The sequence below is a fragment of the Gordonia bronchialis DSM 43247 genome (assembly GCF_000024785.1).
Classification (GTDB): domain Bacteria; phylum Actinomycetota; class Actinomycetes; order Mycobacteriales; family Mycobacteriaceae; genus Gordonia; species Gordonia bronchialis.
Genome location: NC_013441.1, coordinates 3610649 through 3636880, shown reverse-complemented (window position 1 = coordinate 3636880; position 26232 = coordinate 3610649). Strand labels below are relative to the sequence as shown.

The 26232-nt window shown below is 67.0% G+C and carries 26 protein-coding genes and 3 pseudogenes; 18 read left to right on the top strand and 11 right to left on the bottom strand.

Annotated features, from left to right (window positions below; all coding sequences use genetic code 11):
• Nucleotides 1-4 precede the first annotated feature (4 nt).
• Nucleotides 5-1129 carry an LLM class flavin-dependent oxidoreductase gene (locus GBRO_RS16970; RefSeq protein WP_012835122.1) on the top strand — a complete coding sequence of 375 codons (1125 nt, stop codon included), beginning with the start codon at nucleotides 5-7 and terminating at the stop codon, nucleotides 1127-1129.
• On the opposite strand, the gene ykgO is transcribed toward GBRO_RS16970, so the two are convergent.
• The 5 genes and pseudogenes from ykgO to GBRO_RS16945 form a co-directional block, all read right to left on the bottom strand.
• Nucleotides 1110-1232 (bottom strand): type B 50S ribosomal protein L36, encoded by a 123-nt coding sequence (gene ykgO / locus GBRO_RS16965; RefSeq protein ID WP_012835121.1) that lies wholly within the window; start codon nucleotides 1230-1232, stop codon nucleotides 1110-1112. The genes GBRO_RS16970 and ykgO overlap by 20 nt on opposite strands.
• Nucleotides 1233-1415: 183 nt before the next feature.
• A pseudogene (locus tag GBRO_RS16960) lies at nucleotides 1416-2785 on the bottom strand (LLM class flavin-dependent oxidoreductase).
• Nucleotides 2786-2877: 92 nt separating this feature from the next.
• Nucleotides 2878-5334, bottom strand: coding sequence for a patatin-like protein (locus GBRO_RS16955; protein WP_012835120.1), 2457 nt, complete (start codon nucleotides 5332-5334; stop codon nucleotides 2878-2880).
• A 134-nt stretch (nucleotides 5335-5468) separates the two neighbouring features.
• Complete coding sequence (locus GBRO_RS16950; RefSeq protein ID WP_012835119.1) at nucleotides 5469-5798, bottom strand: histone-like nucleoid-structuring protein Lsr2; 330 nt, start codon at nucleotides 5796-5798, stop codon at nucleotides 5469-5471.
• Between the two features lie 166 nt (nucleotides 5799-5964).
• Entirely contained in the window at nucleotides 5965-6771 is an 807-nt protein-coding gene (locus GBRO_RS16945; RefSeq protein WP_317629995.1) for a hypothetical protein, read from the bottom strand.
• On the opposite strand from GBRO_RS16945, the gene trhO reads away from it, so the two are divergent.
• From trhO to GBRO_RS16915, 6 genes are all read left to right on the top strand, one after another.
• Nucleotides 6758-7603: an oxygen-dependent tRNA uridine(34) hydroxylase TrhO gene (gene trhO / locus GBRO_RS16940; RefSeq protein WP_012835117.1), complete on the top strand. Its 846-nt coding sequence runs from the start codon at nucleotides 6758-6760 to the stop codon at nucleotides 7601-7603. The genes GBRO_RS16945 and trhO overlap by 14 nt on opposite strands.
• Nucleotides 7600-8625 (top strand): CobW family GTP-binding protein, encoded by a 1026-nt coding sequence (locus GBRO_RS16935; RefSeq protein WP_012835116.1) that lies wholly within the window; start codon nucleotides 7600-7602, stop codon nucleotides 8623-8625. Before trhO ends, GBRO_RS16935 begins: the two co-directional genes overlap by 4 nt.
• A gap of 174 nt (nucleotides 8626-8799) precedes the next feature.
• Nucleotides 8800-9843: an N-acetylmuramoyl-L-alanine amidase gene (locus GBRO_RS16930; protein WP_012835115.1), complete on the top strand. Its 1044-nt coding sequence runs from the start codon at nucleotides 8800-8802 to the stop codon at nucleotides 9841-9843.
• Between the two features lie 32 nt (nucleotides 9844-9875).
• Nucleotides 9876-10832 (top strand): SDR family oxidoreductase, encoded by a 957-nt coding sequence (locus GBRO_RS16925; RefSeq protein ID WP_012835114.1) that lies wholly within the window; start codon nucleotides 9876-9878, stop codon nucleotides 10830-10832.
• Complete coding sequence (locus tag GBRO_RS16920; protein WP_012835113.1) at nucleotides 10829-11605, top strand: fructosamine kinase family protein; 777 nt, start codon at nucleotides 10829-10831, stop codon at nucleotides 11603-11605. Before GBRO_RS16925 ends, GBRO_RS16920 begins: the two co-directional genes overlap by 4 nt.
• 24 nt (nucleotides 11606-11629) lie before the next feature.
• Nucleotides 11630-12175, top strand: a complete 546-nt coding sequence (locus GBRO_RS16915; protein ID WP_012835112.1) for a nucleosidase — start codon at nucleotides 11630-11632, stop codon at nucleotides 12173-12175.
• Nucleotides 12176-12193: 18 nt separating this feature from the next.
• On the opposite strand, the gene GBRO_RS25390 is transcribed toward GBRO_RS16915, so the two are convergent.
• The 4 genes from GBRO_RS25390 to GBRO_RS16895 form a co-directional block, all read right to left on the bottom strand.
• Nucleotides 12194-13084: a DUF6542 domain-containing protein gene (locus GBRO_RS25390; RefSeq protein ID WP_012835111.1), complete on the bottom strand. Its 891-nt coding sequence runs from the start codon at nucleotides 13082-13084 to the stop codon at nucleotides 12194-12196.
• Nucleotides 13085-13093: 9 nt separating this feature from the next.
• Nucleotides 13094-14284, bottom strand: a complete 1191-nt coding sequence (locus GBRO_RS16905) for a DNA recombination protein RmuC (RefSeq protein ID WP_041919954.1) — start codon at nucleotides 14282-14284, stop codon at nucleotides 13094-13096.
• A 69-nt stretch (nucleotides 14285-14353) separates the two neighbouring features.
• Entirely contained in the window at nucleotides 14354-14914 is a 561-nt protein-coding gene (locus tag GBRO_RS16900; RefSeq protein WP_012835109.1) for a methylated-DNA--[protein]-cysteine S-methyltransferase, read from the bottom strand.
• A 42-nt stretch (nucleotides 14915-14956) separates the two neighbouring features.
• The gene (locus tag GBRO_RS16895; RefSeq protein ID WP_012835108.1) at nucleotides 14957-16537 is read right to left on the bottom strand and encodes an AlkA N-terminal domain-containing protein; all 1581 of its coding nucleotides are present in this window, start codon (nucleotides 16535-16537) and stop codon (nucleotides 14957-14959) included.
• A gap of 165 nt (nucleotides 16538-16702) precedes the next feature.
• Here GBRO_RS16895 and GBRO_RS16890 point away from each other — a divergent pair, with 165 nt between their 5' ends.
• The 5 genes from GBRO_RS16890 to GBRO_RS16870 all read left to right on the top strand — a co-directional run bounded on the left by GBRO_RS16890 (nucleotide 16703) and on the right by GBRO_RS16870 (nucleotide 20365).
• Nucleotides 16703-16993: a hypothetical protein gene (locus GBRO_RS16890; RefSeq protein WP_041919953.1), complete on the top strand. Its 291-nt coding sequence runs from the start codon at nucleotides 16703-16705 to the stop codon at nucleotides 16991-16993.
• A 96-nt stretch (nucleotides 16994-17089) separates the two neighbouring features.
• Nucleotides 17090-18370: an AI-2E family transporter gene (locus GBRO_RS16885; protein WP_012835106.1), complete on the top strand. Its 1281-nt coding sequence runs from the start codon at nucleotides 17090-17092 to the stop codon at nucleotides 18368-18370.
• A 51-nt stretch (nucleotides 18371-18421) separates the two neighbouring features.
• Nucleotides 18422-19501 carry a redox-regulated ATPase YchF gene (gene ychF, locus GBRO_RS16880; protein ID WP_012835105.1) on the top strand — a complete coding sequence of 360 codons (1080 nt, stop codon included), beginning with the start codon at nucleotides 18422-18424 and terminating at the stop codon, nucleotides 19499-19501.
• Nucleotides 19502-19736: 235 nt separating this feature from the next.
• Nucleotides 19737-19952, top strand: a complete 216-nt coding sequence (locus GBRO_RS16875; protein WP_012835104.1) for a type II toxin-antitoxin system VapB family antitoxin — start codon at nucleotides 19737-19739, stop codon at nucleotides 19950-19952.
• Nucleotides 19952-20365, top strand: a complete 414-nt coding sequence (locus tag GBRO_RS16870) for a PIN domain-containing protein (protein ID WP_012835103.1) — start codon at nucleotides 19952-19954, stop codon at nucleotides 20363-20365. Before GBRO_RS16875 ends, GBRO_RS16870 begins: the two co-directional genes overlap by 1 nt.
• A gap of 423 nt (nucleotides 20366-20788) precedes the next feature.
• Here GBRO_RS16870 and GBRO_RS16865 read toward each other — a convergent pair whose 3' ends face one another.
• Entirely contained in the window at nucleotides 20789-21337 is a 549-nt protein-coding gene (locus tag GBRO_RS16865) for a class I SAM-dependent methyltransferase (RefSeq protein ID WP_231140551.1), read from the bottom strand.
• Between GBRO_RS16865 and GBRO_RS16860 the strand changes: the two genes are divergently transcribed.
• The 5 genes and pseudogenes from GBRO_RS16860 to GBRO_RS16840 all read left to right on the top strand — a co-directional run bounded on the left by GBRO_RS16860 (nucleotide 21338) and on the right by GBRO_RS16840 (nucleotide 24144).
• The gene (locus GBRO_RS16860; protein ID WP_223374734.1) at nucleotides 21338-21673 is read left to right on the top strand and encodes a GyrI-like domain-containing protein; all 336 of its coding nucleotides are present in this window, start codon (nucleotides 21338-21340) and stop codon (nucleotides 21671-21673) included.
• A 178-nt stretch (nucleotides 21674-21851) separates the two neighbouring features.
• The gene (locus GBRO_RS16855) at nucleotides 21852-22082 is read left to right on the top strand and encodes a hypothetical protein (RefSeq protein WP_012835102.1); all 231 of its coding nucleotides are present in this window, start codon (nucleotides 21852-21854) and stop codon (nucleotides 22080-22082) included.
• Nucleotides 22072-22419 carry a type II toxin-antitoxin system PemK/MazF family toxin gene (locus tag GBRO_RS16850; protein WP_041919952.1) on the top strand — a complete coding sequence of 116 codons (348 nt, stop codon included), beginning with the start codon at nucleotides 22072-22074 and terminating at the stop codon, nucleotides 22417-22419. Before GBRO_RS16855 ends, GBRO_RS16850 begins: the two co-directional genes overlap by 11 nt.
• A 121-nt stretch (nucleotides 22420-22540) precedes the next feature.
• Nucleotides 22541-23131: a putative immunity protein gene (locus GBRO_RS16845; RefSeq protein WP_012835100.1), complete on the top strand. Its 591-nt coding sequence runs from the start codon at nucleotides 22541-22543 to the stop codon at nucleotides 23129-23131.
• Between the two features lie 35 nt (nucleotides 23132-23166).
• A pseudogene (locus GBRO_RS16840) lies at nucleotides 23167-24144 on the top strand (arabinofuranosidase).
• A gap of 8 nt (nucleotides 24145-24152) precedes the next feature.
• Here GBRO_RS16840 and GBRO_RS16835 read toward each other — a convergent pair.
• Nucleotides 24153-25364, bottom strand: coding sequence for a diacylglycerol/lipid kinase family protein (locus tag GBRO_RS16835; RefSeq protein WP_012835099.1), 1212 nt, complete (start codon nucleotides 25362-25364; stop codon nucleotides 24153-24155).
• 315 nt (nucleotides 25365-25679) lie between these two features.
• Here GBRO_RS16835 and GBRO_RS16830 point away from each other — a divergent pair.
• Nucleotides 25680-26179: pseudogene (locus GBRO_RS16830) on the top strand (GAF domain-containing protein).
• The last annotated feature ends 53 nt before the right edge of the window (nucleotides 26180-26232 follow it).

Here is a 26232-nt window from a genome sequence, read left to right as displayed (position 1 = left end):
GACCATGTCGCACAGTCATTTTCACTGGTTTCTCCCGACCGCCGGCGATAGCCGCGACATCGTCGGCGCCTCGCATGCGTCGGCAACCAAACGGCGTCCACCGGGATACCGCGCCCCCGACCTGCCCTACCTGGTCGACGTCGCACGGACCGCGGATCGGCTCGGCTTCGAGAGCGTGCTGACACCGACGGGGACATGGTGTGAGGACGCCTGGCTCACCACCGCCGCGGCGGCTCAACACACCGAGAAGCTCAGCTTTCTGGTGGCCTTCCGGCCCGGGCTGATCTCCCCGACCTTGGCCGCCCAGCAGGCTGCGACGCTGCAGCGATTCACCGGTGGCAGAATCGATGTCAACATCGTCACCGGAGGGGACGAGATCGAACAACGCCGATTCGGTGACCGCGTCGACCACGACCGGCGATACGCCCGGACCGCGGAATTCCTGGAGGTGGTCACGCGGCTGTGGGACGGCGAGACCGTGGACTTCGCCGGCGAGTTCTACACCATCGACGGCGCTTTCATCCCTGAGCCGCCCCAGCCGCGTCCCACGGTCTTCTTCGGTGGCTCATCGGACCCCGCCCTGACTGTGGCGGCCGATCACGCCGAGGTGTACCTCACCTGGGGCGAACCACCGCAGGTGGCCGGCGCCAAGATCAACGAGGTGGCGCGCCGGGCCAAAACACGCGGACGCACACTCGAATACGGCGTCCGACTACACGTCATTGCCCGGGAGACCTCCGCGGAGGCCTGGCGGGTGGCCGATCGTCTCCTGGCCGGCATCTCCGACGACGAGATCGCCACGGCCTTCGCGCTGCACTCGGCGTCGGATTCGACGGGGCAGCGCCGAATGGCCGAACTGCACGGCGGCCGACGCGATCAGCTCGAGATCCATCCCGGCCTGTGGGCCGGCGTCGGCCTGATCCGTGGCGGCGCGGGCACCGCCCTGGTGGGTAGCTACGACGAGGTCGCCGATCTCGTCGGCGAATACGAGGAGCAGGGCTTCTCGCACTTCATCCTGTCGGGGTACCCGCACGTCGAGGAGGCGTACTGGTTTGCCGAAGGGGTGCTGCCCGTGCTTGCCGAGCGTGCGTCTGATCGACCGCGACAGCTCAGCCCTGCCGTGCTTTGAACCGGGGTTCCTTCTTGTTGATGACGAAGATCCGTCCGCGTCTGCGGACGACCTGGGCGCCGGGCTTGTTCTTGAGGGACCGGACGGAGTTGCGTACCTTCATGCCGCCTAGTGTAAACGATAACCGTTATCGTTAGTGCCCTGGGGTCGTCGCCCAGCCGTTGACCAGAATCAGGGGAGGGAATTCTTTCCCCGAGTCTTGGTTTCGTCGGCGAGTACTTTCTCGGGGACGCAACCAGAACTCGGGGAAGGAAACCCTTCCCCGAGTTTTCGTCGGTGTCAGGAGCTATCCGGCCATCTGGTGGGCGTCCCCACGGATGTCGGCGGGCAGGTCGTCGTGCGCGTCGCCGAGGCCGAGATGCTCACGGAGAGTGGAGCCCTCGTAGTCGCGTCGGAACAGTCCACGGCGCTGGAGTTCGGGGACCACGTAGTCCACGAAGTCGTTGAAGGTTCCCGGCGTCTGCGCGCTGGACACGATGAACCCGTCGGCCTCACCCCCGGTGAACGAGGCCTCGATCTGATCGGCCACATCCGTTGCGGTACCGACGAACTGGGGGAGCAGCACGCCCTGCGCGTACAGTCTGCCGATGTCGCGCAGGGTCAGGTTGTCGCGTTCGCTCAACCGGCGGGCGACGGCGAACAGACCCTGCGTGCCGGTGACCTGCACGTCCTCGACCGGTGCGTCGAGGTCGTACTGCGAGAAATCGTGGTCGGTGTGCACCGACAACGTGATGAGGCCCGATATGGGGTCGGCGAGTTCGTTGTGGAAGGCCTGCTTCTCCCGGGCGATCGACTCGGTCTCCCCGATGAACGGGATGAACGACGGAAAGACCTTGACGTGGTCGGGATTTCGGCCGAAGTTCACCGCTCGTGACTTGACGTCGTCGTAGTAGGCGCGACGTCCCTCCGGCGTCGGGTCGATCTCGAAGATGGCCTCCGCCCAGCGTGCCGCGAAGTTCTTGCCGGTCTCGGATGATCCGGCCTGGATCAGCACCGGACGATGCTGCGGCGAGCGCGGCTGATTCAGCGGACCACGGGTGCGGTAGTGCGCACCGGCGTGATCCACCGGATGGATCTTCGACGGATCGGCCCAGATGCCGGACTCCTTGTCGGCGGTCACCGCATCGGCATCCCAGCTCGACCACAGCTTGATCGCGGTGGACACGAACTCCTCGGCGCGGGCGTAGCGTTCCTCGTGCCCGACGTGAGCGTCGTGCCCGAAGTTGCGTGCCTCGGCCTGCGTCAGGGAGGTGACGATGTTCCATGCGATGCGACCGCGGGTCAGATGGTCCAGCGAACCGAACACCCGCGCCAGTTCGTAGGGGTGAAAGTAGGTGGCGGACTTGGTGACCGCGATACCCAGACGCGAGGTGACCGCGGCGAGGCTGGCCGCCACCAGGCTGGGATCGAGGGTGGCCGCGGCCTGGGTGCCGCGTCGGAACGGTTCGGTCTGATCACCCCCGAACCGGTCGGGAGCGGCGAGCAGGTCGGCGAAGAAGGCGAAGTCGAACTTCCCACGCTCCAGGATGCGGCCGACCCGGTGATAGTGATCAGGGCCGAAATAGTCTGTCTCCGAACCGGGTGACGCCACGCGGCGTGCGAATGGGTGACCGGTGAGGCGATCAGGAAACCGCCGAGGTGGAGCTGTCGGGTCATCGATGAGTCCTTTGGTGCGAGTTCGGATGCAAACACGCACAGTCAAGCCTCGGATGACCGACGCGACCACCCTTTGCCTCGCGCTGATCAGATCAGGACGGGAATCTCTCGGCGACGCGACCGGCGAGCTCCTTGCGCAGTTTCGCGACCCCCTTGAGTCCCTTCTCCGAGGCAAGGATGGCGCGGAAGGCGTCGCCGAGCGGCACATACCGCGATCCCTCGTCGTCGATGCGCCGGTTGAGCAGGTCGAGAATCAGTTCGGCACCGTCGAGCCTGCCCCACAGGTAATCGTTCTCCCGGTACTCGGTCTTGAGGAAGGCGGCGAAGTGCGCGAGATCGAACCCGGCGAGCTTGGTCGCGAAAAACTCCTTGCGCGCGTCTTCCCCCTCGGGCGCCAGGGCGGTCGCGGCGATCGGGCTGAACTGCGACACCGGTATCGGCGAGAACTGCGGAAGTTCGGACAGTGAGGTGATGGGGAACAGGATCGCGTCCCAACGGGGGAACCCGAGGTATCGGCTGGCCAGACGAGTCAGGTTCTGCTCGGAGCTCTCCTCGGTGGAGCCGATGGGGCCGCCCGCCAGAGTGCTGGCGAAGGCCTGCCAGAGGTCGGTGCTGCCGTCGCCGATCTCGGCGGCGATCGCCACGCGGTACTTGCCGACGAAGTCTTCGATCATCGCAGATTCGCGCGCTGCCCACGCGGCCGGATCCTCGAAAGGTGCCGATGCTCGCCGGCCCTTCTGCACTGCGGTCACGAACCTACTGAGCGTGGCGACGAGGCCGGAGTCCGCGAGCTTCTCGACCACAGTGTCCGGCGCCGCCTTGGTGGCGGAGAGTTTCTCCCAGGCCTGCGCCTTCAGCTTGTTGAGCACATCCGCGGGGGCGTCGGTGCCGTAGAGCTCGTTGATCCCGGCGATGATGAACAGCAGTCGTCGTTCGCGGTAGGGCGTATCGAGCGCCTGCAGGAACTCGCCGAGATCCTTCTCGTTGGACTCGCGAAACGCGGGGAGTTGATGAACCCATTCGGTGATCACCGCGGTCACGAAGGTCGCCGTGCTCGATTGCGGAGGCAGCTTCTGACTCTTGTTGATCGCCGTCGCGATCCGATGCGCGATCGACACGGCCTTGAGACGCTGATAGGTGTTCCAGGTTGCGCCCATGGCCTTTTCGTTCTTGCAGTGCAGGCGGTCGGAGATCTCTTTGGCCAACGCCTGATTGCCGAGCTTTTCGACAAAGCCGGCGTCGGCGACGTTGTTGTCCTGCGCGACGTCGTCGATCTCGGCGACGATGTCGGTGGTGATCTCATCCATTTGCAGGTCGGCGATCGTGCCGATTTCCACGATTTTCCGGTTGAGGTCACGCAGCGCGATGAGCTCGCCGGCGAAGCTGTGACTGGTCGCCGGAGCCTTGAGGGCGAAGAGATTTCCGAAGAACCCGGACTTGGCGCCGCTGGAATCGTCGACCGAACCGTCATCGAGAGGTCGAGCGGGATCCGGCTCGATATAGACCAACTCGCGGAGCACCTTCCGCGACGCCGGTTGTGCGGCGATCGTGTCGATGACGAGATCGAACGGCGAGTTGTTCAGGAGTCCGCCGTCGACAAACAGGCGCTCGTCGGCGGTGTAACCGTTTTCCGCATAGTCGTAACGGAACACCTGCTGGCCGTGCACCGTTGTGCACTCACCCGGCCGGCATTCGGCGATGAGTTCACCAGCGAACCCTTCGACGCTGACCGGGGCGAAGGCGGCCGGAAACGACGAACTGACGCGTCCCGCGAACGCCAACGTGCGCGTGTACTGCGCGGCGAACTGCTCGCGATCCTCGTGGGAGGCGAAGAACTGCAGGACCTGCGAGTACCACCGGTCGCGCTGGCTCGCGCCGCCGATGCCGGTGGGGACCGTGATGTCGAAACCCTGCCGATCGGTCGTCTGCACATACAGGGACAGATTGCCGCCCTTCGGAATGAGCGTCGCCGGTGAGTTCGGCTTGTCATCGTCGGGGTCCATGTCCAGCAACGCTTTTCGGAGCAGCTCGGACATGAGTTCGGACTTCAGCAGCGACTGCCCATGCCGCGCGCTGTTCCATGCCGCCCACGCGGTCTGCAGGACGAGTGGCAACCGGCGGGGCGCCCGCAGGAGTTGTCGTAGATCGCCCCCGGAGATCCACACCTTCTTCAGACCCTCCTGGTCGGCGTTGAGCGCGATGCCCTTGGCCAGGGCAACACCGTTGATTCCGCCCGCGGACGTACCGCCGACGATGTCGATACTCACCGACAACGGATGCTGCCGGTCGGCGAGTGTTTTCAGGGTGTCGAAGTAGACCGAGGTGGTGTCGTCGGAGGGGAATGGATTTTCCGCCTGTGACGGATCATCTCGAGCGTCGAGGGCGCGCGAGGCCTGCACCAATTTGTACAGTTCTTTGGTCACGCCGTGCATGTACACGGCAAGCGATACCCCGCCGTAGCAGACGAGGGCGAGACGCAATTCGGCGGTTTCGGGACGGGTCTGGGTGGAGATCGTGGACGCGGCAGTGCTCGAGGTGGAAGATGCCATGTCTCCATTCTGTGAGGTACGGCCGCGTGATACCAGAGGGGTCGATCACGCGAATAGGCCCGTCGCGTGATGCGACGGGCCTATTCGATGGATCAGCCTCGACAACCCGGCGCGGTGACCGGGCTACCGCGGGTTCAGTGTGCTGCTTCGAAGGCCTCGATGATGCTCTGCGGGATACGTCCGCGATCGCTGACGTCGTAGCCGTTCTGGATCGCCCATTCGCGAATTGCCTTGGTGGTTTCCTTGTTCCGTCCGCCGGTGACGGTCACCCTCTTCGGCACACGGCCGGAGGGACGAGACACGGTGATGTACTTGGCGAGAGTGTCGCGGAACTGTTGCGCATGCTTGGCGGAGGTGTCGAATTCGTATGACTTCCCGTCGAGCCCCCACTTGACGGTTTCGTACTGGTCGAGCACCTTGCCGTCGATGTCATCGATGACCTGGACGATTTCCTTCTTTGCCATGAATTCCTCTTCCTGAAGTACGTGAAGGGTGTTCTCCCCGGCACCCGACGCGAACAACCCGATACCCAGGGCGCGGTCATTCGCACGGATGACAGCATAGCGTCATTCAGATGAGCAATTGCTGAGAGTGGTGCCCAATTCGCGGTGATGAACGAATTGTGTTCGATCAGCGAGTGGGTGACGTGGTGGTCGTCGTCGAATCATCCGAAGGACTCGACGAGGTGTCGTCGGACAAACCGACGAGCGATTCCGGGGCGCGATCCGCGGCGAAAATCGTGTGGTATCCCGTTGTGGTGACCGAGAATCCGGATTGAGAGCGGGATTCGAGACAGAACATACCGGCCGTCTCCACGAGACAGGAGAATCGGGAGATCGAAATGGTGTGTCCGTAGTCCACGATGGTGCTGCGGTAGAGCACCGGATACTCGTTTGCACACGCTCCGTGTTCGGGACCGTCGGAGTCCAGCGTCACGAGATTGCCCGCCCAGTCGCAGTTCGATGGCGCGTCGGACGGCCGTGACCCGGCCGGATCACCGTTGATCCGGCATGCGAGTGTCGCCATACCGTTGGTTCCGGTGGAACACTGCGCGGCGCCGTCCGGAGTCGAGAAATGAAAACCTGACGTGTCCTCCAAAGCCGAACCCTCGGTGACCGCACCCTGGTGGAATCGCGAATTCTCGACCCGGGGTGCAAGCGACACGATGCGCCCGATCGTCCAATTCGGGAGATTCGCGGCCCGCTCCTCGCGGCTGGTCGTCGTCGTGCTGGTCGTGGAGGGGGCCTCGGTCTCGGTCGAGAGCTCATCGGTCGGCGGCAGCACGATACGGGACGGGTCGGTTCCGGTGGACAGGCCGCACGCCGACAGGGCCAGGCCGGCCCCGACGCATGCGCCGAGGAACCTCGCAGCGACGGTCGGCCGCAGCCGTCGACGACCCGACGGGTGTCCGTACCCTTGCACTGTGTCGACCCCCAAGATCGTGTTGTTCTACGTGTTCGTGCCGCTGCCCGACCCAGAGGCGATCCGGCTATGGCAGCTCAGCGTCTGCTCATCGCTCGGTGTGCGCGGCAGAATCATCGTGTCACGTCACGGGATCAACAGTACGGTCGGCGGCGACATCGGCCAGGTGAAACGGTACGTCAGGGCCACTCGCGAATATCCGGGGTTCGCTGATGCCGACATCAAATGGTCCGACGGAACGGGTGACGACTTTCCCCGACTGAGCGTGCGGGTGCGCCCCGAGATCGTCACCTTCGGCGTGCCGGACGAGGTGAAGGTCGACGATGACGGCGTGGTCGACGGTGGAACAAAGCTGACGCCGGCGCAGGTGCACGAACTCGTCGAGCGCCGTGACGACGTGGTCTTCTTCGACGGGCGCAACGAGATCGAGGCCCGGGTCGGCCGGTTCGCCGGCGCGGTGACCCCGCCGGCGCAGACCACCCGGGATTTCGTGCCGCTCCTCGACAGCGGCGCCTACGACCATCTCAAGGACCGCCCGGTCGTCACCTACTGCACCGGGGGAGTGCGCTGTGAGGTGTTGAGCTCGCTGATGCGCCTCCGCGGGTTCCGGGAGGTGTATCAACTCGACGGCGGCATCGTCCGGTACGGGCAGGAGTACGGCGACGACGGTCTGTGGGAGGGATCGCTCTATGTCTTCGACAACCGGATGAGCGTGGACTTCTCCGATCACGCCAAGGTGATCGGGACGTGTTCGGAATGTGGGGAGCCGACCTCGCACATCGCCAATCATCCCGATCACGTGGGACGTGAGCTGGCGGTGATCTGCCCGGACTGCTACGCCCGATGACGTCGTCGGTGCCGGTGGTGGTGATCGCCGGATATCTCGGCTCGGGTAAGACGACGCTGCTCAACCACGTGCTGCGGTCGGCGCGCGCCGAGGGCACACGGATCGGGGTGCTGGTCAACGACTTCGGCGCGGTCAACATCGACGCCCTCCTGGTCGCCGGGCAGGCCGACGGGACGGTGAGTCTGGGCAACGGGTGTCTGTGCTGCGCGGTCGACCGGGACGGACTCGCCGATGCGCTCGCCACCCTGGCGCGGCCGTCGGCGCAGCTCGACGCGATTCTCATCGAGGCGAGCGGGATCGCCGAGCCCAAGGCGTTGATCGGCATGGTTACCGGACTCACCGACCCACGTCTGCGCTACGGCGGGCTGGTCTACGTGGTGGACGCGGTACACGCCGATGCCGCCCGCGACCGCCACCCGGAACTCGGCGGGCACGTCGCGATCGCCGATCTGGTGCTGCTCAACAAAGCCGATCTGGCCGATAGGTCGACCCTGGACCGCCTCGGGGCCGAACTGCGCGCGGTGAACCCGTCGGCGCCGCTCGTCGCCACGGTCGACGCGGCGATCGATCCGGCTCTGCTCTTCGACGTGACCGAGCGACGTGCGGACGCCGACGGGCCCCAACAACTGGCGCTCGACGAGCTGATCGTCGACGAACACCGCCATGATCATCTGCACGCGGACTATCAGTCGGTGAGCTTCGAATCCCGGGTGCCGATGAACGCGCGCCGGCTCGCGGCGTTTCTCGAACGTCCGCCGTATGGCTGTTTCCGCGTCAAGGGAATCGTGCATTTCGATGTCCCGCGCTATCGCCAGAAGTTCGTGGTGCATGCGGTGGGTGGCTTCGTGCGGGTCCACCGCGAACGATGGGAAGGTGAGACGCCGTCGTCGACGCTGGTGGCGATTGGGAGCGGACTCGACCCCGACGAGGTTCGGCGGCGGCTCGAGGACGTTGTCGTCGGCCCCGACGACCCCGACGACGAGCACGGCATCCTGTCGATCGCGCGGTATCTGCCCGCCTGACGCGACCGCAGGTCACATCTCCCTAACGAAATCCCGTTGTGCCTGGTCGACGATTCGTCAAATCTGACACGCCCTGTTTCACTGTTGATTCTGTGGCTAGAGTGGCCCATGTTCTTGATGTGAAGGGAGTGGGGCGATCCAGGGGCGTAGCCGTGCCCGTCGCCCGATACTGCGATGACCCAGAAACGACGCACACGCCGACTCTCGCTCGCCGCCGCAACCGTCGCGTTGCTGACCGGTACGACGCTCGTCGCGTCGGTGACCGGTGCCTCACCGGCGCATGCGGCCCCCGACCGGGGGACCGCGCTGGCCGGCAAGACGATCTTCCTCGACCCCGGCCACCAGGGCTCGGCCGCCGGACACAACCTCAGCGCCCAGGTCCCCGACGGACGGGGCGGTAAGAAGGACTGCCAGACCAGCGGCGCGACCGGGGTCAACGGGGCCAAGGAACACACCGTCAACTGGCAGATCACCCAGCTGGTCAAGGCCGGCCTGGAGAGCCAGGGCGCCCGAGTGGTGCTGAGCCGGCCCGACGACACCGGCTGGGGTGGTTGCGTGGACCAGCGGGCCGCGGCCGCGAGCCGATCCGGCGCCGTCGTCGCGGTCAGTCTGCACGCCGACTCCACCGCGGTGGGGGCCGACGCCGGGAAGAAGGGCTTCCACATGATCGTGCCGTCGTTGCCGATCCCGGATGCCACGGTCAACCGCGTGCAGTCCGGCGAGGGACGCAAGGCGTCGACGACGATGCGTGACGCCTTCGTCAAGGCGGGTTTCCCGCCCGCCAACTATGCCGGTGTCGACAACGGAATCCAGACGCGCTCGGACATCGCCGCGGTGAACCTCACCAAGGCGCCGGCCGTCTTCATCGAGATGGGCAACCTGTCCAATCCGACCGAGGCGGCGAACCTGTCCAAGCGCGACGGGCAGGTGAAGTACGCAATGGCGATCACCGACGGCATTCTCACCTACGCGCGCGGCGGGGCGGCGCCCGCGCCCGGCTCCACCACGACCCCGCCATCCACCACCACCCCGCAGGCCGACGACGGCAACGGGTTGGCCTCGGTCATCCCGTTCATCCAGCAACTGCTCGCCACCAAGGACCCGGCGGCCATCATCGCGCTGCTCCTCGGACAGGGTCAGGACGTGTCCGCGCAGGTGCTCAAGGCGATGCTCACCGTGGTGTACGGACTCTTCGGCGGCAAGCTCCCGATCGGCTGATCGGCCGGGCATCGAGGCGATAGGGTCGGGCCATGCGACTGCGCGATCTGCATGTGAGAGATCTGTTGGTGATGGACACGCCGGTGCCGACACTGCGTGGCCGCAAGGTGCTGATCACCGGTGCGGCAAGCGGAATCGGCGAGGCCACCGCGCGCGCGGCGGCCGCCGAAGGTGCCGAACTCGTGCTCACCGACCTGCATGCCGACCGGCTCGACGAGGTGGTCGCCGACATCAACCGCTCCGACGGCACCGTGCTGTACCACCTCGCCGGTGATGTGTCCGACTACGACTGGGTCCGCAACTTCGCCGCACAGGTCGACGCCGAGGTCGGCACGATGGACGTGGTGATGAACATCGCCGGGGTGTCGGCGTGGGGCACGGTGGAGAATCTGCAACACCGGCACTGGCGCACCATGGTCGATGTCAACCTGATGGGTCCGATCCACATCATCGAATGCTTTGTGCCGCAAATGGTTCGACGCGGACACGGTGGACATCTGGTGAATGTTTCGTCGGCGGCGGGACTGCTCGCGCTGCCGTGGCACGCCGCCTACAGCGCCAGCAAGTTCGGCATCCGGGGCGTCTCAGAGGTGTTGCGCTTCGATCTGCGGCGCCACCACATCGGGGTGTCGCTGGTGTGCCCGGGCGGCGTGGACACCCCGCTGGTCAACACCGTCGACATCGTGGGCGTGGATCGTGAGGACCCGCGCGTCAAGAAACAGATCGACCAGTTCCACAAGGTCGCGGTGAGCCCGGACAAGGCCGCCGAGGCAATCCTCAAGGGCATCCGCAAGAATCGGTTCCTCGTCTACACATCCTTCGACATCCGGTTCGGCTATTGGTGGGCAAGGAAATTCGCGTTGCCCTACGAGATCGTGATGCGGATCGCCAACGACCGCTTCGACCATCTCGCCCGGGTGACGGGCCGGGCCATCGAGGCGCGCGCCGCGCGGACCGCCGACGACACCACCCCGACGGACGCGGGTTGAGCGAACCCTTCCGCAAGTCCGGGCGGCCCGATGCCGATCCGGACTTCTTTGCCGCCGAAGCCGCCGGTTTGCGGTGGCTGGCGCAGGCCGGGGCGCCGGTGGTGGAGGTGCTCGCGGTCACCGACGACTCGATCGAACTCGTGCGGTTGTCGGGGGCGCGGCCGACCGTCGATGCCGCGCGACGGTTCGGGGTTTCGCTGGCCCGGATGCACGATGCCGGGGCGGCGCGGTTCGGTTCGCCGCCGCCGGGTTACCACGGCCGGCAGTTCATCGGCCGGCGTCGGCTCAGCTCAACCGAATACGACAGCTGGGGGGCGTTCTACGCGAATGAGCGAGTCCTGCCCTATCGCGAGCCGGCGGTGCGGGCACGCAACCTCACCGCAGCCGACGACGACGATGTGCGGGCCGCGTGCGAGCTGATCGCCGCCGGCGTCTTCGACGACGACGACCCACCCGCCCGCATACACGGCGACCTGTGGAGCGGGAACGTGATGTGGACGCCGGCCGGCGTGGTGATGATCGACCCGGCTGCCCACGGCGGGCATCGCGAGACCGACCTGGCGATGCTGGCCCTGTTCGGGTGTCCGCTGCTCGAGACCATTCTCGACGCCTACACGTCGGCCCGTCCGCTCGTCGACGGGTGGCGCGGCCGCGTGCCCCTGCATCAGCTTCATCCGCTCGCCGTGCACGCTGCCGGTCACGGACCGTCCTACGGAGTCGAATTGGGCCGTGCGGCGCGGGCCACGCTGGAACTGGCCGGGCGCCGCAATTGACCGACGGCAGGCGATAATCGGCCGGTGTCTGTCAACAGCGTCCTGATCGTCTCGGCAACCCGCAGCGAGGCACGGTATGTGCCCCCCGGTTCGCGTCTGCTCATCACCGGGATCGGCAAGGTCCGTGCCGCGACGGCGCTGGCCCGTGAACTGTCGGTCGGCGACCCGGTCCGCGAGGTGATCAATATCGGGACAGCGGGCGCGCTGCACGACCATCACGCGGGGCTGTTCCTACCGTCGGCGGTGATCGAACATGACATCAGCAGCGCGGCGCTGCGTGCGATGGGCTACGAGATGACCGACCGCTGGGAGTTACCCGACGGCGACGGGACGGTCCTCGCCTCCGGCGACACCTTTGTGGCCGATCCCGCCCATCGCGCGGTACTGGCCCGCAGCGCCGACCTCGTGGACATGGAAGGCTGCGCCATCGCCCATGTGAGTGCCGAATTCGGGGTGGGGTGCCGGCTGGTCAAGGTCGTCACCGACAGTGCCGACGAGGGTGCGATGCAGTGGCCGGAACTGGTGGATGCCGCCGCCCGTCGACTCGGGCAGTGGCTGGCCGGGCGGTGAGCGGCGCCTGACTCCCGCTCAGCTGCTGCGGTTCCGGGCCCGGGTATTCGGGTATCCGCGCGCGGCCTCGGTGCTCGATTCGTAGGGAGCAAGGTCGGCCGCAACCGACGGACGGGCGTTCTCGCCCTCGATCTGACGGCCCGCCTCGCGCAGCACCTGCCCGGCGGTCGCACGCTTGGGACGCGGGGGAACCGGCGTGCCGGCCGCGGTCGTGTCCTCCGGCCGACCGGCGCTCGGGGCGTCGGCGGCTTCGGTGCGAGGCGGTATGCGTTTGGGGCGCGCCGCGCTACGTGGCCGCTGCGCGGTCGATGACTTGGCGCGGGTTCCCGGCGCCGGTCGTTCCCCGGCACCGCGGGTGCGCGAACGTGGACGGCTCTTACCGGCGGTGGTCTCACCGTCGGACTCGGCGGTCGTCGGCTTCGACCTTTTCGAGGCCCGACGGGTGCCGGGTCGTCGGCGGGCCCGTTCGGCCTCACTACGGGTCAGGTACCAGCGGGTGAGCACGAGGGCGAGGGTGATCAGGAAGGTGACGGCCATCCAGGGGAAGTTCGTCGCGATCGGGATGAGCACCTTGACGATCAGACTGCGGGTGTTCGACGACGCCTGCTGCGAATGCAGCTGATACAGCGTGACGATGCTGACCACGAACGCGATCAGCGGCGGCTGCGCGGCGGCCGTGAACAGTGCACGGCGCCGGACTGCGAGCGCAGCAGCCACACAACCGACGAGGTAGAAGAAGTTGTACGTGGCGCCCAGGCTCTCGTTCCTGGTCGCGTCGATCACGGCGCCGAGTGCGGTGGGGCCGGTGGCCAGCAGAACTGCGCCCCACCAGGGCAGGCCGCGCACGGTCGGGAGCACCGACTGCTGATCCAGCGGCAGCGATGCTCCGGCTCGTTGTGGGGAAGGCACATGGTCACGCTACCGGTTCGCGCGCGGAAATCCTTCAACGCCCGACGATGGTGTCGGGTCCGGCGTCGTGCTCGGCGACCGGCACGTGGTGTGGATCACGGCCGGTGCCGGTGGCTCGTCGTCACGTCCGAGCCCCTCGAGTTCGGCCAATCGGCGGGCGGTGACGCCCAGCCGGTTCTCGACAACGCCGACCGCACTGTTGTAGGACTCGACGGTCTTACGCAGTGACGAGCCGACACTCTCCAGGTGGCCCAGGACGCTGTGGAGGCGCTGATGCAGGGTGAGACCCAGTTCGTGGATGACCGCGGCATCGCGCGCCATGGCATCGTGCCGCCAGCCCAGCGCGACGGTGCGCAGCAGGGCGACGAGAGTGGTGGGGGTCGCGATGACCACGTTGCGTCCGAAGCCGTACTCGATCAGCTCGGCGTCGGCGCGCGCGGCGGCTTCGAGTACCGCCTCGGCCGGCAGGAACAGCACCACCATCTCCGGGGTGTTGTCGAAGGCGGTCCAGTACGCCTTGGCCGACAGTTTGGTGATGTGGGAGCGCACCGCCCGGGCGTGGTCGGCCAGCAGACGCTGTGCCTCGGCGCGGTCGGTGACCTCCGCGGCACGCAGATACGCGTCAAGGGGCACCTTGGCGTCGACGACGATGGTCCGGCCCCCGGCGAGGTGGACCAGCAGGTCGGGGCGGACCGTTCCGGTGGCGGACTGCGCAGACACCTGCGTGCTGAAGTCGCAGTGCCGGGTCATCCCGGCCAGTTCCACCACGCGCTCCAGGGCGATCTCACCCCACCGGCCACGCGCGTGCGAGCTGTGCAGCGCGTTGGCGAGTTGGCGGGTCTGGTCACCCAGGGCCATCGACGCCGCGTGCATGCCGCGCATCTGCTCGGTCAGCCCGGCGTAGGCGCCCACTCGATTGTGTTCCACCCGGCGCAGTTCGTCAGCCAGCGCGGTGAGCGTTGATCGGAGGGGCTCGACGATGTGGTTCACCTGCGAACCGATCGCCGACGACTGCCTGCGGGCGGCGTCCTCGGTGGCCCAGGACAACGACTGCGCCACGTCCTCACGGGACTGTCGCAGTGCGTCGGCCTGGGCCTGCGCCGCCGCGACGGCGCCGTGGGTTCGGGCGGCATGCACCGACCAACCCACGACGGCGCCGAGCAGAACACCCACCACGAGAGCCACAGCTGTTGCGATCACATCTGTAGATGGTGCCGTCGACCCCCGACAGTTTCGGTGCCGAGGGCCGCGGCGAGCGGTCGGGCGGGCTCACGCCTCCCGGTCCAGCGCCTCCCGGTTCAGCAGCGACTGCTTGATCTCGAGTCCGTACCGGAAGCCGCCGAGGGTGCCGTCGCTGCGCAGGACCCGGTGGCAGGGGACGAACAGCGCCGCGGCGTTGCGGGCACATGACGAGGCGGCGGCCCGCACGGCCAGCGGCCCACCCGCCAGCGCGGCGAGTGCGGTGTAGGTGACGGGTTCACCCGGGCGTACCGTCCGCAACGCCTCCCACGCCCGTTCCAGGAACGGGCCCGACCGCTGCACCACCTCCACGGCATCCGGTGCTTCGTGGTCGCCGTCGTAGTAGGCGGTCACGGCGTCGGTGATGGCGCTCAGATCACGTCCGGCGCGCAGGGTGGCGGGGCGCAGCGACGGGCTGACGAGCACCGCGAGATAGCCCGGGTCGTCGGTCCAGCCGGAGGCCAGAACCCGTCCGGCGTCGTCGGCGATGACGGTGAACGGGCCGTCGGGGGTGGACAGCGTCACCCAGTCTGCGGTCCGGGCGCGGGTGTCCGATCCGGTGGCGGTGTCGTCGAGCTCGGTTGCGGTCATCTTGGTCTCCTCTGGGGGGATGTTGGTTGTCGGTGTGCCCGGTCAGATCACGGCGCCGGAGCCGGCCAGTCGGTGGCGCCACAGATGCATCGATGCGTAGGACCGCCACGGCGACCAGCTCGGCACCGACCGGATGTCGATGCCCAGCTCGGTCATCGCCTGCTTGACGACGAGGTCGTCGGTGAGTGCGATGTCGGGATCGCCGGTCACGCGCATCGCGACGAGCGCCGCGGTCCAGGGGCCGATGCCGGGTAGTTCGAGTAGTTGGGCACGTAAGTCAGACGCAGCCAACCCCGGATGCGGTTCCACCGTCTTGTCGGCGAGTGCCGCGGCCACGGCGACGATGGACTCGATCCGCCGCCGCGGACCGCGCAGAACCTGATGGCCGTGTTCGGCGATGGCGGTGGCAGAAGGGAATGTGGCAGAAGGGAATACGGCCGATGGGGGCAGGTCGGCTTCGTCGGGCCAGGGCACACGAGTGCCGAGCCGGGCGACGAGGGCGTCGATGTGGGTGCGTGCGGCGGCCACGCTGATCTGCTGGCCGATCATCGTGCGCAGGATCGTCTCGGCCGGATCGAGGCTGCCGGGCAGGCGCAGTCCGGGTGCCGCATCGATGAGCGGACGCAACGCCGGATCATGCCGCAGGGCGTCCTCGGCGGTGGCGACGTCGGCGTCGAGATCGAGGTGGCGTCGGATGCGGTTCACCGCGACACCGAGATCGCGCATGTCCATGTGGTGCAACGTGAGTCGGACGAAGGGCGGTCCGGTCTCCTCGGTCGACGGTTCGACGACGGCCAGGGCGGGCCCGTGCGGCAGATCCAGCACCCGCCGATAGCGCCACCGCGTCGCCGGTGTGATGGCGTCGGGATCATCGTCGATGACGGATTCGACGCCGGCAGCGGCATGCGATCCGAGGAACCAACGCATCCACGACCACCGATACGGCGGACGATAGACCAGCCGCAATGTGATGCCGTCCGCGTCCGGTCTGGCGATCGGCGCGGCGGCCGAACGCGTTGCGGCCCGCAGACGCCGAAGTTGCGTGGGGGTCAGGCCGAAGACGGCGCGGACGGTGTCGTTGAACTGGCGGACACTGGCGAACCCGGCGGCGAAGGCGACATCGGCCATCGGCATCGTCGTGCACTGGATGAGGATGCGCGCGTTGGTCGCTCGATGTGCGCGGGCCAGAGCCAGCGGTCCGGCGCCCAGGTTGTCGGTGAGGACCCGCGTCAGGTGGCGCGGGGAGTAGCGCAGGCGTCCGGCCAGTCCGCCGACTCCTTCGCGTTCCACCACGCCGTCGGCGATGAGCCGCATCGCCCGGGATGCGGTGTCGGCGCCCGCATTCCAGCGCGGCGAACCGGGCACGGCGTCGGGGGCGCATCGGCGGCAGGCCCGGAACCCGCGTTGTTGCGCGGTCGCCGTGGTGAGCACGAATGAGACGTTCTGGGGCCGGGGGGTCTGTGCCGGGCAGGACGGCCGGCAGTAGATCCCGGTGGTGGACACGGTGACGAAGAACTGTCCGTCGAATCGTGCATCACGTGCGCACAACGCGCGGTAGCAGCGGTCGAAGTCGAGGTCCGTGGTCGGCGCGACGCTCTCGGTGGTCTCCAGATCGATGGTCACGACTCCACTGTGTCAGCTGCCGCGCCTGTGTGCTGGCGGGAATCGGACATCGCCGCGAGTCCCACCGAGTGGACGAAAATCGTGACGCAGATAACATTCGCTGGCACCATATGATGCCCGATTTTCGGGGCGAATCACCACGGCGGCCGCACGTCGGACCTGCCTTTGTCCGAGTTCCCGGCGTGGGGGCTGGAGTTCATGATGGGTCTCTACGGGCCCGACACCATCAGACGAGCGTGCGCGGACGAGCGCGCCGACGGCCGGCTGCAGCGGCGTCGACTCGTCGCCGCACCATCGGGCTCCGGCGCTGTCGTCGAGGATGCGCCCGGCGAACCCGCACCGACGGCCCACCGGCCCGAGACGGAGTCGGTGGCCGACGCGACTCCGCTCGTGCTGGAACTCGAGGCGATGAACGCGCTGGTGCGCTACCTCGAGAAGCGCTTCCGTCGTCACTGATCGTCGCGTGTTCCGCACCTCGTAGTAGATGGTCACGCCATGGATGACCTTCTACTACGAATTCCGTGATCGACCCGGGTGTGTGAGGATCGAGTCGTGACAGACACGCCCGCCGGTTTCGGTTCATCCGAGAACCCGGACAACGCGCACGCTCCCGATTCCGCCACCGATTCCGTCGGCACACCCGACTCCGCCCGCACCTACCCGTCGCGGACGAGTGTGATGATGGCCGGTCTGCGTTCGAGTGCACTCGTCGGCCTGCAGATCATCCTCGTCGTGGCCACGCTGTGGGTGGTGATGTGGCTGCTCGCCAAGCTGTGGGTGATCCTGTTGCCCATTCTGTTGGCCATCATCGTGTGCACCATCCTGTGGCCACCGGTGCGCTGGATGCGCAATCACGGGGTCCCGCCCGCAGCGGCGTCGGTGGTCATGATGCTGGTCGCGGTGGGCGTGTTCGCGGGAGTGATCGGCGCGATCGTGCCGTCGGTCGTCGACCAGGCACCGGACCTCGCGAACCGGGCGACCGACGGTGTCAAGAAGCTCCAGGATTGGGTGCAGGGTCCGCCGCTGAACGTGCGCGACGAACAACTCGACAACGTCGTGCACACCATCACCGACAAGCTGCAGTCCAGTTCGTCGACGATCGCGCAGGGCGTCTTCAGCGGCGTCGGTACGGCGACCTCGCTGCTGGTCACCATCTTCAGCGCGTTGGTCTTGGTGTTCTTCTTCCTCAAGGACGGGCCGAAGTTCGTACCGTGGCTCGCCCGCAACCTGGGTAAGCCCACCGGATCGCATGTGGGCGAGGTGCTCAACCGGATGTGGGCCAGCCTCGGTGGCTTCATCCGCACCCAGGCGCTGGTCAGCTTTGTCGATGCCGCGCTCATCGGTATCGGCCTGGTGATCCTGGACATCCCGCTGGCTGGAGTGCTGATCGTCATCACGTTCCTCGGCGGGTTCATCCCGATCGTCGGTGCGTTCGTCGCCGGGGCACTGGCCGTGTTGATCGCGCTGGTCTCCAATGGGCTCACCTCGGCGCTGATCGTGCTCGCCATCATCCTGGCCGTGCAGCAACTCGAGGGAAATGTGCTGCAGCCGTGGCTGCAGTCCAAGTCGATGGATCTGCACGCGGTGATCGTGCTCCTGTCGGTCACCTTGGGCGGCACGCTCTTCGGGATCACCGGGGCCTTCCTCGCCGTTCCCGCGGTGGCGGCCATCGCGGTGGTCCTGCGCTACCTCAACGAGCAGATCGCCGAGCGCGCAGGCGAAACCCTGCCGCCCGAAGGCACTCCGGTGACCGCCCACGCGGGTGAGGTGCGCGACGAGGACCCGCCGGATGAGGCTCCTCGTAGCGACCCGGGCACCGCCGAACCGGCCTGACGCCGACGTCCCCGGAAGTCTCCGCGGCCCCGACCGATAGACTGGGCGCCCGTGAGTCTCACCCTCGGAATCGTCGGCCTGCCCAACGTCGGCAAGTCGACCCTGTTCAACGCGCTGACCCGTAACGACGTGCTGGCGGCGAATTACCCGTTCGCCACCATCGAGCCGAACATCGGGGTCGTCGAGCTCCCGGACAGCCGTCTCGAGCGGCTCGCCGAGATCTTCGGTAGCGAACGCATCCTGCCCGCGACGGTGTCCTTCGTCGACATCGCCGGCATCGTGAAGGGCGCCTCCGAGGGCGAGGGGATGGGCAACCAGTTCCTGGCCAACATCCGTGAGGCCGACGCGATCTGTCAGGTCGTCCGCGTCTTCGCCGACGACGACGTGGTGCACGTCGACGGCCGCGTCGACCCGCTCTCCGACATCGAGGTCATCGAGACCGAACTGATCCTTGCCGACCTCCAGACCCTGGAGAAGGCGCTGCCGCGGCTGGAGAAGGACGCCCGCAAGAACAAGGACCTCGCCGAGACCGTGGCCGCCGCGCAGAAGGCGCAGGAAATCCTGAACTCGGGCAAAACCCTGTTCTCGCAGAAGGATTCGTTTGACCACACGGCGGTCCGCGAACTCCACCTGATGACCACCAAGCCGTTCCTGTACGTTTTCAACTCCGACGAGAGCGTGCTCACCGATGATGCCCGCAAGGCGGAGTTGAAGGCCGCCATCGCACCCGCGGACGCCGTCTTCCTCGACGCCAAGGTGGAGAGTGAACTGCTCGAACTCGACGATGCAGACGCGCAGGAACTGCTCGACTCCATCGGGCAGGACGAACCCGGACTCCGATCGCTGGCCCGCGCCGGCTTCCACACCCTCGGGCTGCAGACCTATTTGACGGCCGGCCCCAAGGAATCTCGCGCGTGGACGATCCATCGGGGTGACACCGCGCCCAAGGCTGCCGGGGTCATCCACACCGACTTCGAGAAGGGCTTCATCAAGGCCGAGATCGTCTCCTTCGAGGACCTCGACGCCGCCGGGTCGATGGCCGCCGCCAAGGCCGCGGGCAAGGTGCGGATGGAGGGCAAGGACTACGTCATGGCCGACGGGGATGTTGTGGAGTTCCGGTTCAACGTGTAGTTGACCTCGGTTCAGCGTCGGCGCACTATGGCGCGGCGGTGGGCTCAATCAGGCTGTACACATACATGTCTCGCCGACTCGGGCACGCCTGCCGACGGTTCCCAGCGCCTTGCGGGCATAGTAGGCCCGTCCAGCGTGGGATTCCCGAGCGGCAACGGCACGCGAGCATGATCAGGTGCCGACTCCCACCACGAGAAGTATATACTTCGATATATAAGATCTGGGGAGGTGTCACATGGCGGTTACAAGTGTCGATCTGGACCCCGCATTGATCGAGCGGGCCAGGGAGCTGACGGGGGAGCGATCCAATCGGGCTGTGCTCGACCTTGCGCTGAGGAGGCTCATCGCGTCTAAGCAGAAGGGGACCATGATCGAGGGTATCGCCGCGCTCAATGACTTGCCGGAAGGACTAGGGGCGCCGGTAATTCCACCGGACGAGCCCGAGCATTGATGACCGACTACCTCGTCGACAACTCCGTCTGGGCGAGATTGGCCACCGGTGACCCGAAGATCACGGACCGGTTGCGGCGCATCGAGCGTGCGCCCGCGGACTTGTTCGTCACCTGCCCGCCGCAGGTCCTAGAGTTTTGTCATAGCGCCCGTACGCCCGAGGATCATGCTCGGTACCGTGAGCAGATCTCATTGGGGTTCCCCCTGGAACGCGCCCCTGACGAGTCACTGGTACTGGATATCCAAAGCGCGCTGTGGAATGCGGGGATGGTTCGTGCGGCCGGATCGTTAGACATCATCATTGCGGGGTACGGCATCGTTAACGACGCGACAGTCCTGGCGGCGGACCATGACTTTGGCTACATAGCGCGGGTGACAGACTTGCAGTTTGAGTACGTCGCGCCGACCGCATGAGGCTGTTCGGCTGCGGAACGCATGGATTCCGGTTGCGACCCATCGACGAACTCGCAGCGGGTATTCGCGCAGCGGGTTTTCCTCAGATCGACGACAAGCGCGGGGGGACGGCGGAGGCGCCTTCCATCTTCTGGTGTGTGATCTGCCGGGCTGATGTCCAGGCGAGGGTCGCGATCGGTGGCCGGCGACCCCTCACGCCGTGCTCACGGTGGCGATCACCAGGTCTTCGCCGCCGACCGGACTGAGCTGATCGCCGCGCTCGGCGAAGTAGCGGTCGTGCAGATCCTGCGAGGTCACGATCGCCACGTCGCCGAAGCCGGCTTCGTACGCCAGCGCGGCCGCGTGGTCGGGCGACAGCAGGCTGAGCCACGGGTGTCCGGACGCCGCCGCCCCGTCTGCTGCGCCCTGCAGGATCGGGCGGATCTAGGCCGGTGCCATCTCGATCGGGCGCGAGTAGCTGAACACCATCGTCGAGCCCGCGGCCAGCGTCGCGGCGGCGCACAACGTCGCCGATATGGCCTCCCGACTCAGGTACATCGTCACGCCCAGCATGGACACCACGGTGGGTATCGCCGGATCGAGGCCCGCGGTGACCACCTGGTCCAGCCACGACTCGCCGGCCTCGAAATCGACGGGCACCAGGTGTAGCCGTTCCGCGGCGCGCAGTCCGAGTGCATCGAGCCGGTCCCGCTTCCAGGCCGAGGTGGCGGGCGCGTCGATCTCGAAGACTTGCGTCGGGCCGTCGTGCCGCTGTGCGAAGGTGTCCAGCCCGGCCCCCAGGATGACGTATTGCGTTGCCCCCGAAGCGCTTACCACATCCTTGGCCAGCCGCGAGCGGGCCACGATCGACGCCCGGTTGGTACTCATCCGGACCGGATCCATATCCGGACGCTGCCTCCACGAGTCGTCGACATCGGCGATCCGCAGCCCGAGCGTGTCGGCGAGGACGGGTGGGGACTGGTCGACCAGCATGTGCAGGGCGCGCCACAGTGCGGTGCGTACGGCGGTCCCGATTATCGGGAGGGTAGCGAGCTCACCTATCTGTTCGGCGTGGCGGTCGGCGCCGACGCCGAGGTTCCCACCGATCTCGACGTGATCGACCTCGATGCCGGGGCATGGGTCGCCTTCCGCACGTCGGGGCCGCACCCGGCCGGACTGCAGGAAGCGTACGCGGCATCGGCGACGGAGTGGTTCCCGTCCAACCCATGGCGACTGCGCCCGGGACCGTCGATCGTGGCGATCCTGGAGCGTGCGGAGGATTTCAGTACGGCCACGTGTGAGCTGTGGTTCCCGATCGAGCGGGCGTGAAGACGACGTGGACGCTTTGCGTGACGAGTTGAACTCCGAACTCGAGCACCACGGGTCAGCGGCCGACCCGACTGAGGGCTTGACCTCCTGCTGGTTGAGCTTGCCGTCGAGGCCATGAACAAGCCCTGGTGATAAGTCTGGTAGACGCAGTCGTCTACCAATCGGTAGACTGTGCGGCATGGCGACGACGACCATCAAAGTGTCGGTTGAACTGCGTGATCGCATCAACCGTGACGCCGAGGCGCGTGGGATGACGGCAGCCCGGCTGATCGAGAACCTGCTCGATGGATACGAACGTCGTCAGCGAATGGAAGCTTTCGGTCGCGCATTTCGCGGCGCGGACGCCGACTACTGGGACGAGTTTCGCCGCTGGGACACCGCGCTGAGCGCCGACGACGATGTCCGCTGAGCTTCGGCGAGGAACGGTGTGCTGGGTCGAACTCGATCCCGCTCGTGGGCGCGAGCAGGCCGGGCGCCGTCCCGCGCTCGTAGTGTCCAGCGACATCTTTCTCGCCCAAGCCGATAGTCTTGCGATCATTCTTCCCGCAACCACCACGGACCGCGGATGGCCGAATCACGTGCGCCTGCGTGGGAACGAGTTCACGCCGCAGCGGCCCACATTCGCTATGACCGAACAGCCGAGAACAATTGCGCGCGAACGGATTCACGCGATCATCGGTGTCGTGGACAGCGACACGATGCGAGAGGTCGATCAGTGGCTGCGAGACTTCCTCTCACTGCCGTGACCCGGCGATCGGCGCCGACGCGTGGCGTCGAGCAACGCGGTCTCGTGTGTGCCGCGATCACCCTGGACGTGAACTGGTGGCCACGGCAGACGCGGGGGCGACGGCAGGGGACGATAGATTGATGACCTCGATCCAGACCCTCGACGATGCCGAGCGCCGCGTGCTCGCCCGGTGGGCGATCGCCTGTGCCGAGCGGGTACTCCCGCTGTTCGACGGCGACGCCGGCGCGATGGCCGATATCCGGGATGCGGTGGCACGCACGCGCGACTACAGCGCCGGGCACAGCACCGCCGCCGCCGAGATCGGCAAGCGAATGATCGCGGTAAAGGCCGCCGGGGCCGCCACCACCGCGGCGGGAGCAGCGGCAGCACGGTCGGTGGCCCAGGCGTCCGCGGTCGCGCACATGGGTGCGCACGCGCTCGGGGCGGCGGCCTACGCGGTGAAGGCGGTGTCGCTGGCCCACCCCGGTGACCGGGAAGCGGTCGAAGCCGAGATCGGGTGGCAGCTGGCCGAGTTGACCGACGACGAACGGTCGATCCTGCAAACGCTCCCGCCCCTGGGCGCCGATTCCGCCGGCCCACTCAGCATCGGCCTGCTGTCGCGGGGCATCCTGGGCACTGCGATTCGGGAGATCCAGGCACAGATCGGTGTCGACGATCGATATCACGCCCTGCTCGTCGATGACAATCTGGGACTCAAGTGGCAGAAGTGATGGATGATACGCCTGATGTCGGCCATACTGCCCGCATGAAGTTCAACAGGCGTGTCGTTTTCTCCGTCGTGATGGTTGCACTCCTGGCTGCCGCCGGACTGATGATTCCCGCCCAGGGGAGCGGCGCCGCCGCCCCCACGGGCTGGCGGTACACCATGGTCGCCTTCAGCAACGCCAGCGATCGTTCGATGGATGTCTACGAGTCCGACGACGGTACCCACTACCGCGTGTTGCGGAAGAACGCCTACACGCCGCCGTCGGGGCGGGTGCGTGACGCGAGCATCTTCCACCACACCGACGGGTGGTACTACATCACCTACACCACGGTCGACGGCGCGAACATCGGCTTCGCGCGCAGTCGGGATCGGGTGAACTGGACGTTCCTCTATAGCTGGCCGGTGCCGCTGTGCTGCGCCTTCCTGCCGGGTACGGGTGACGGACGGGGTCTGGGCTCCTCGAGCGGGCCGGGTTCGTCGGGGTCGGCCGGTTCCAGTGACGGACCGTCGCTCTCACCGTTCACCACCAAGGCGTGGGCACCCGAATGGTTCGTGGAGGGTGGCCGGGTCAGCGTCATCCTCTCCATGTCGACGGGCGGCGGCTTTGTTCCCTACGTGATGACGGCTCTGGACCCGGGACTGCGGATCTGGGGTCTGCCGGTGCCGCTCGGCGGAATCTAGGCCGACCACATCGACACCACCATCGTGAAGGTGGGGCCGACCTATCACGCGCTGCTCAAGAACGAGACAAAGAAGACCATCCAGCACGCCGTCGCGGCGTCGTTGACGGGACCCTATCGCTTTGTGGCGCCGGGTAATTGGGGCCACCTGGTCGAAGGCCCCGCGGTCGTCCAACTGCCCAACGGCAGCTGGCGGATGTATCTGGACGCCTACACCCGTGGCAAGTACCTGTACTCCGACAGCGCCGACGGGTTGCGCACCTGGACGACGCCGAAGGAACTACCCGGTCTTTCCGGCACCATTCGGCACGCCGGGGTGATGCGCGAACGCAGTTGACACCCGCCTCACCGGCACGGGCTGCCCGGTGTGCGGCCGGCGGCGATCTGCACCAGCGTACGAACATGAACATCACGCGCCTGCCGCCGGGCCGCGACGGCCCGGTTACCGGCCGGGACCAACAGCCGTAATCCCTTGGGATGGCTGCGAAAGACCAGCGGAGTATCGAGTTGCACCGCCTCGCCGTCGATCCCGGCGTCCGCGCGGCCGCCGCGCGAGCGGATCTCGAATGCTCGCGCGGTGAACTCGTGCCAGAACGGACTCGAGCGACGCAGGCCGATCGCCGACAGCGTCATCAGCGCGACCGCGTCGGCGCCGGTGGCGCTCGACACGGCGATCACCCCGAGCCGACCGGTGTCGAGGCGGTGCCGCGTCGCCGCGTCGGGGGAGAAGCTGGTCGCATAGGGGTTGTTGGACACCAGGATCACGAACGCCCCGTCGACCTCGTCGCCGGCCGGCGTCGTGAACTGGAGATCAAACGGCCGGGCATCGCGGCCGAGGAGTTCGGGCAGCATCGAGGCCGCGGTACGTGCTTTGTCGGCGCGGTAGGACTCCTGGGCGACGACGGTCGCGTACACGCCGAGTGACACATTGTTCACGAACAGCCGGTCGTTGACCGTCGCATAGTCCACTCGGCGTTCGACGCCATCGGCGAAGGCGCGCAACGTCGACACCGGATCGTCGCGGTCCAGCCCGAGGTCGAGCGCGAAGTGGTTGCGGGTGCCAGTGCTGACGCAGACGAACGGGAGGTCGTGTTCGACGGCGACCGACGCGACGAGGGCCTGCGAACCGTCACCACCGGCCATCCCGAGGCAGTCGGCGCCGTCGGCGACCGCGTCGCGGGCCAGCTGTTCCAGATCGTCGCCCGCCTCCAAGACGATCGTGCGCACGCCGAGTTCGGCTGCGGCGGCGATGATCCCGAACTTGCCGACCTTGCCGTCGCCGGATCTGGGGTTACAGATGAGAACCGCTTTCGACGGCGGCCGAGCGACGCGTTCGGCATCCAGTGCGTGCAGATCGGGAAGCACGGCGAACCGCGCGCACGCCGTAGCACATGCCAGCAGGACCACCGCGATGCCCAGTCCGATCAGCAACCGCTCGGCGCCCGTCAGCACGAGCGCCAGCGCCCCACCGATGATCGCGACCCCGGCGAGCCCGGCGATGATTCCGACAGTGCGTCGGGAGGTGCGCTCGGTGATGGCCCACCAAGCACCCGCCACGGTGAGCGCAAGGCCACCCAGACCCAGGAGAATCGAAGGCCACCACGGAACAGGATAACCACCAGCAGAACCGTCAGAGCGGTGACAGCGAGCAGCGACAGCACTGCGCTGAGACGACGTTCGATTGCCACCGCCGCACTTTCTTCGGACTGCTCCGGTCATAGTGATGGTGACACATCCGCGCGGGTCTGCGCGTTCACCTGCCCGGACCGGGCATCGCCCGTCGAGCGTGACGGTGCGGCGATATTCGCATCGGCGTGCGCGCAACCCAGCGTCCCGGCGCTGGACGGTGCCGGCAGCCGCAATACTGGTGGGATGAGTTTCGAAATCCCTGTGCTGGCCGGCTCGACGAGACATCGATACGACGAGCTCATCGAGTCCGCCCAGGCGCTGGTGGCCGGGGAGACGGATCTGATCGCGAATGCCGCGAACGTCTCTGCACTCGTGTATCACTCACTGCCGCAACTCAACTGGGTCGGCTTCTATTTCTTCGACGGTACTGAACTGGTCATCGGACCCTTCCAGGGCAAGCCGGCGTGCGTCCGCATCCCGCTCGATCGGGGAGTGTGCGGTGCCGCCGCACGCACCGCCACCACCCAGCGGGTCGACGACGCCCTGCCGTGCCCGACCACATCGCCTGCGACGCCGCGAGCCGGTCCGAACTCGTCGTGCCGCTGATCCGGGACGGCGAGCTCTTGGGGGTTTTCGACCTCGACAGTCCCGTGCCCGCCCGGTTCGACGACGCCGATCAGGCCGGCATCGAGGCGATCGCCGCCGTGCTGCTGGATTCGGTGTGCCGCCGAGACCATTCCTGAAACTGAAAGCAGAACCAGTAACCCTGTCCTACACTTCGTCAGCAACGGTGTGA

Excerpts from the sequence above, each read along its gene's own strand:
- GBRO_RS16970 (WP_012835122.1), top strand. The coding sequence starts at position 5 with ATGTCGCACAGTCATTTTCACTGGTTTCTCCCGACCGCCGGCGATAGC.
- ykgO (WP_012835121.1), bottom strand. The coding sequence starts at position 1,232 with ATGAAGGTACGCAACTCCGTCCGGTCCCTCAAGAACAAGCCCGGCGCC.
- GBRO_RS16955 (WP_012835120.1), bottom strand. The coding sequence starts at position 5,334 with ATGGCATCTTCCACCTCGAGCACTGCCGCGTCCACGATCTCCACCCAG.
- GBRO_RS16950 (WP_012835119.1), bottom strand. The coding sequence starts at position 5,798 with ATGGCAAAGAAGGAAATCGTCCAGGTCATCGATGACATCGACGGCAAG.
- GBRO_RS16935 (WP_012835116.1), top strand. The coding sequence starts at position 7,600 with ATGACGTCGTCGGTGCCGGTGGTGGTGATCGCCGGATATCTCGGCTCG.
- GBRO_RS16930 (WP_012835115.1), top strand. The coding sequence starts at position 8,800 with ATGACCCAGAAACGACGCACACGCCGACTCTCGCTCGCCGCCGCAACC.
- GBRO_RS16925 (WP_012835114.1), top strand. The coding sequence starts at position 9,876 with ATGCGACTGCGCGATCTGCATGTGAGAGATCTGTTGGTGATGGACACG.
- GBRO_RS16900 (WP_012835109.1), bottom strand. The coding sequence starts at position 14,914 with ATGACCGCAACCGAGCTCGACGACACCGCCACCGGATCGGACACCCGC.
- GBRO_RS16875 (WP_012835104.1), top strand. The coding sequence starts at position 19,737 with ATGGCGGTTACAAGTGTCGATCTGGACCCCGCATTGATCGAGCGGGCC.
- GBRO_RS16870 (WP_012835103.1), top strand. The coding sequence starts at position 19,952 with ATGACCGACTACCTCGTCGACAACTCCGTCTGGGCGAGATTGGCCACC.
- GBRO_RS16865 (WP_231140551.1), bottom strand. The coding sequence starts at position 21,337 with ATGCTGGTCGACCAGTCCCCACCCGTCCTCGCCGACACGCTCGGGCTG.
- GBRO_RS16855 (WP_012835102.1), top strand. The coding sequence starts at position 21,852 with ATGGCGACGACGACCATCAAAGTGTCGGTTGAACTGCGTGATCGCATC.
- GBRO_RS16850 (WP_041919952.1), top strand. The coding sequence starts at position 22,072 with ATGTCCGCTGAGCTTCGGCGAGGAACGGTGTGCTGGGTCGAACTCGAT.
- GBRO_RS16845 (WP_012835100.1), top strand. The coding sequence starts at position 22,541 with ATGACCTCGATCCAGACCCTCGACGATGCCGAGCGCCGCGTGCTCGCC.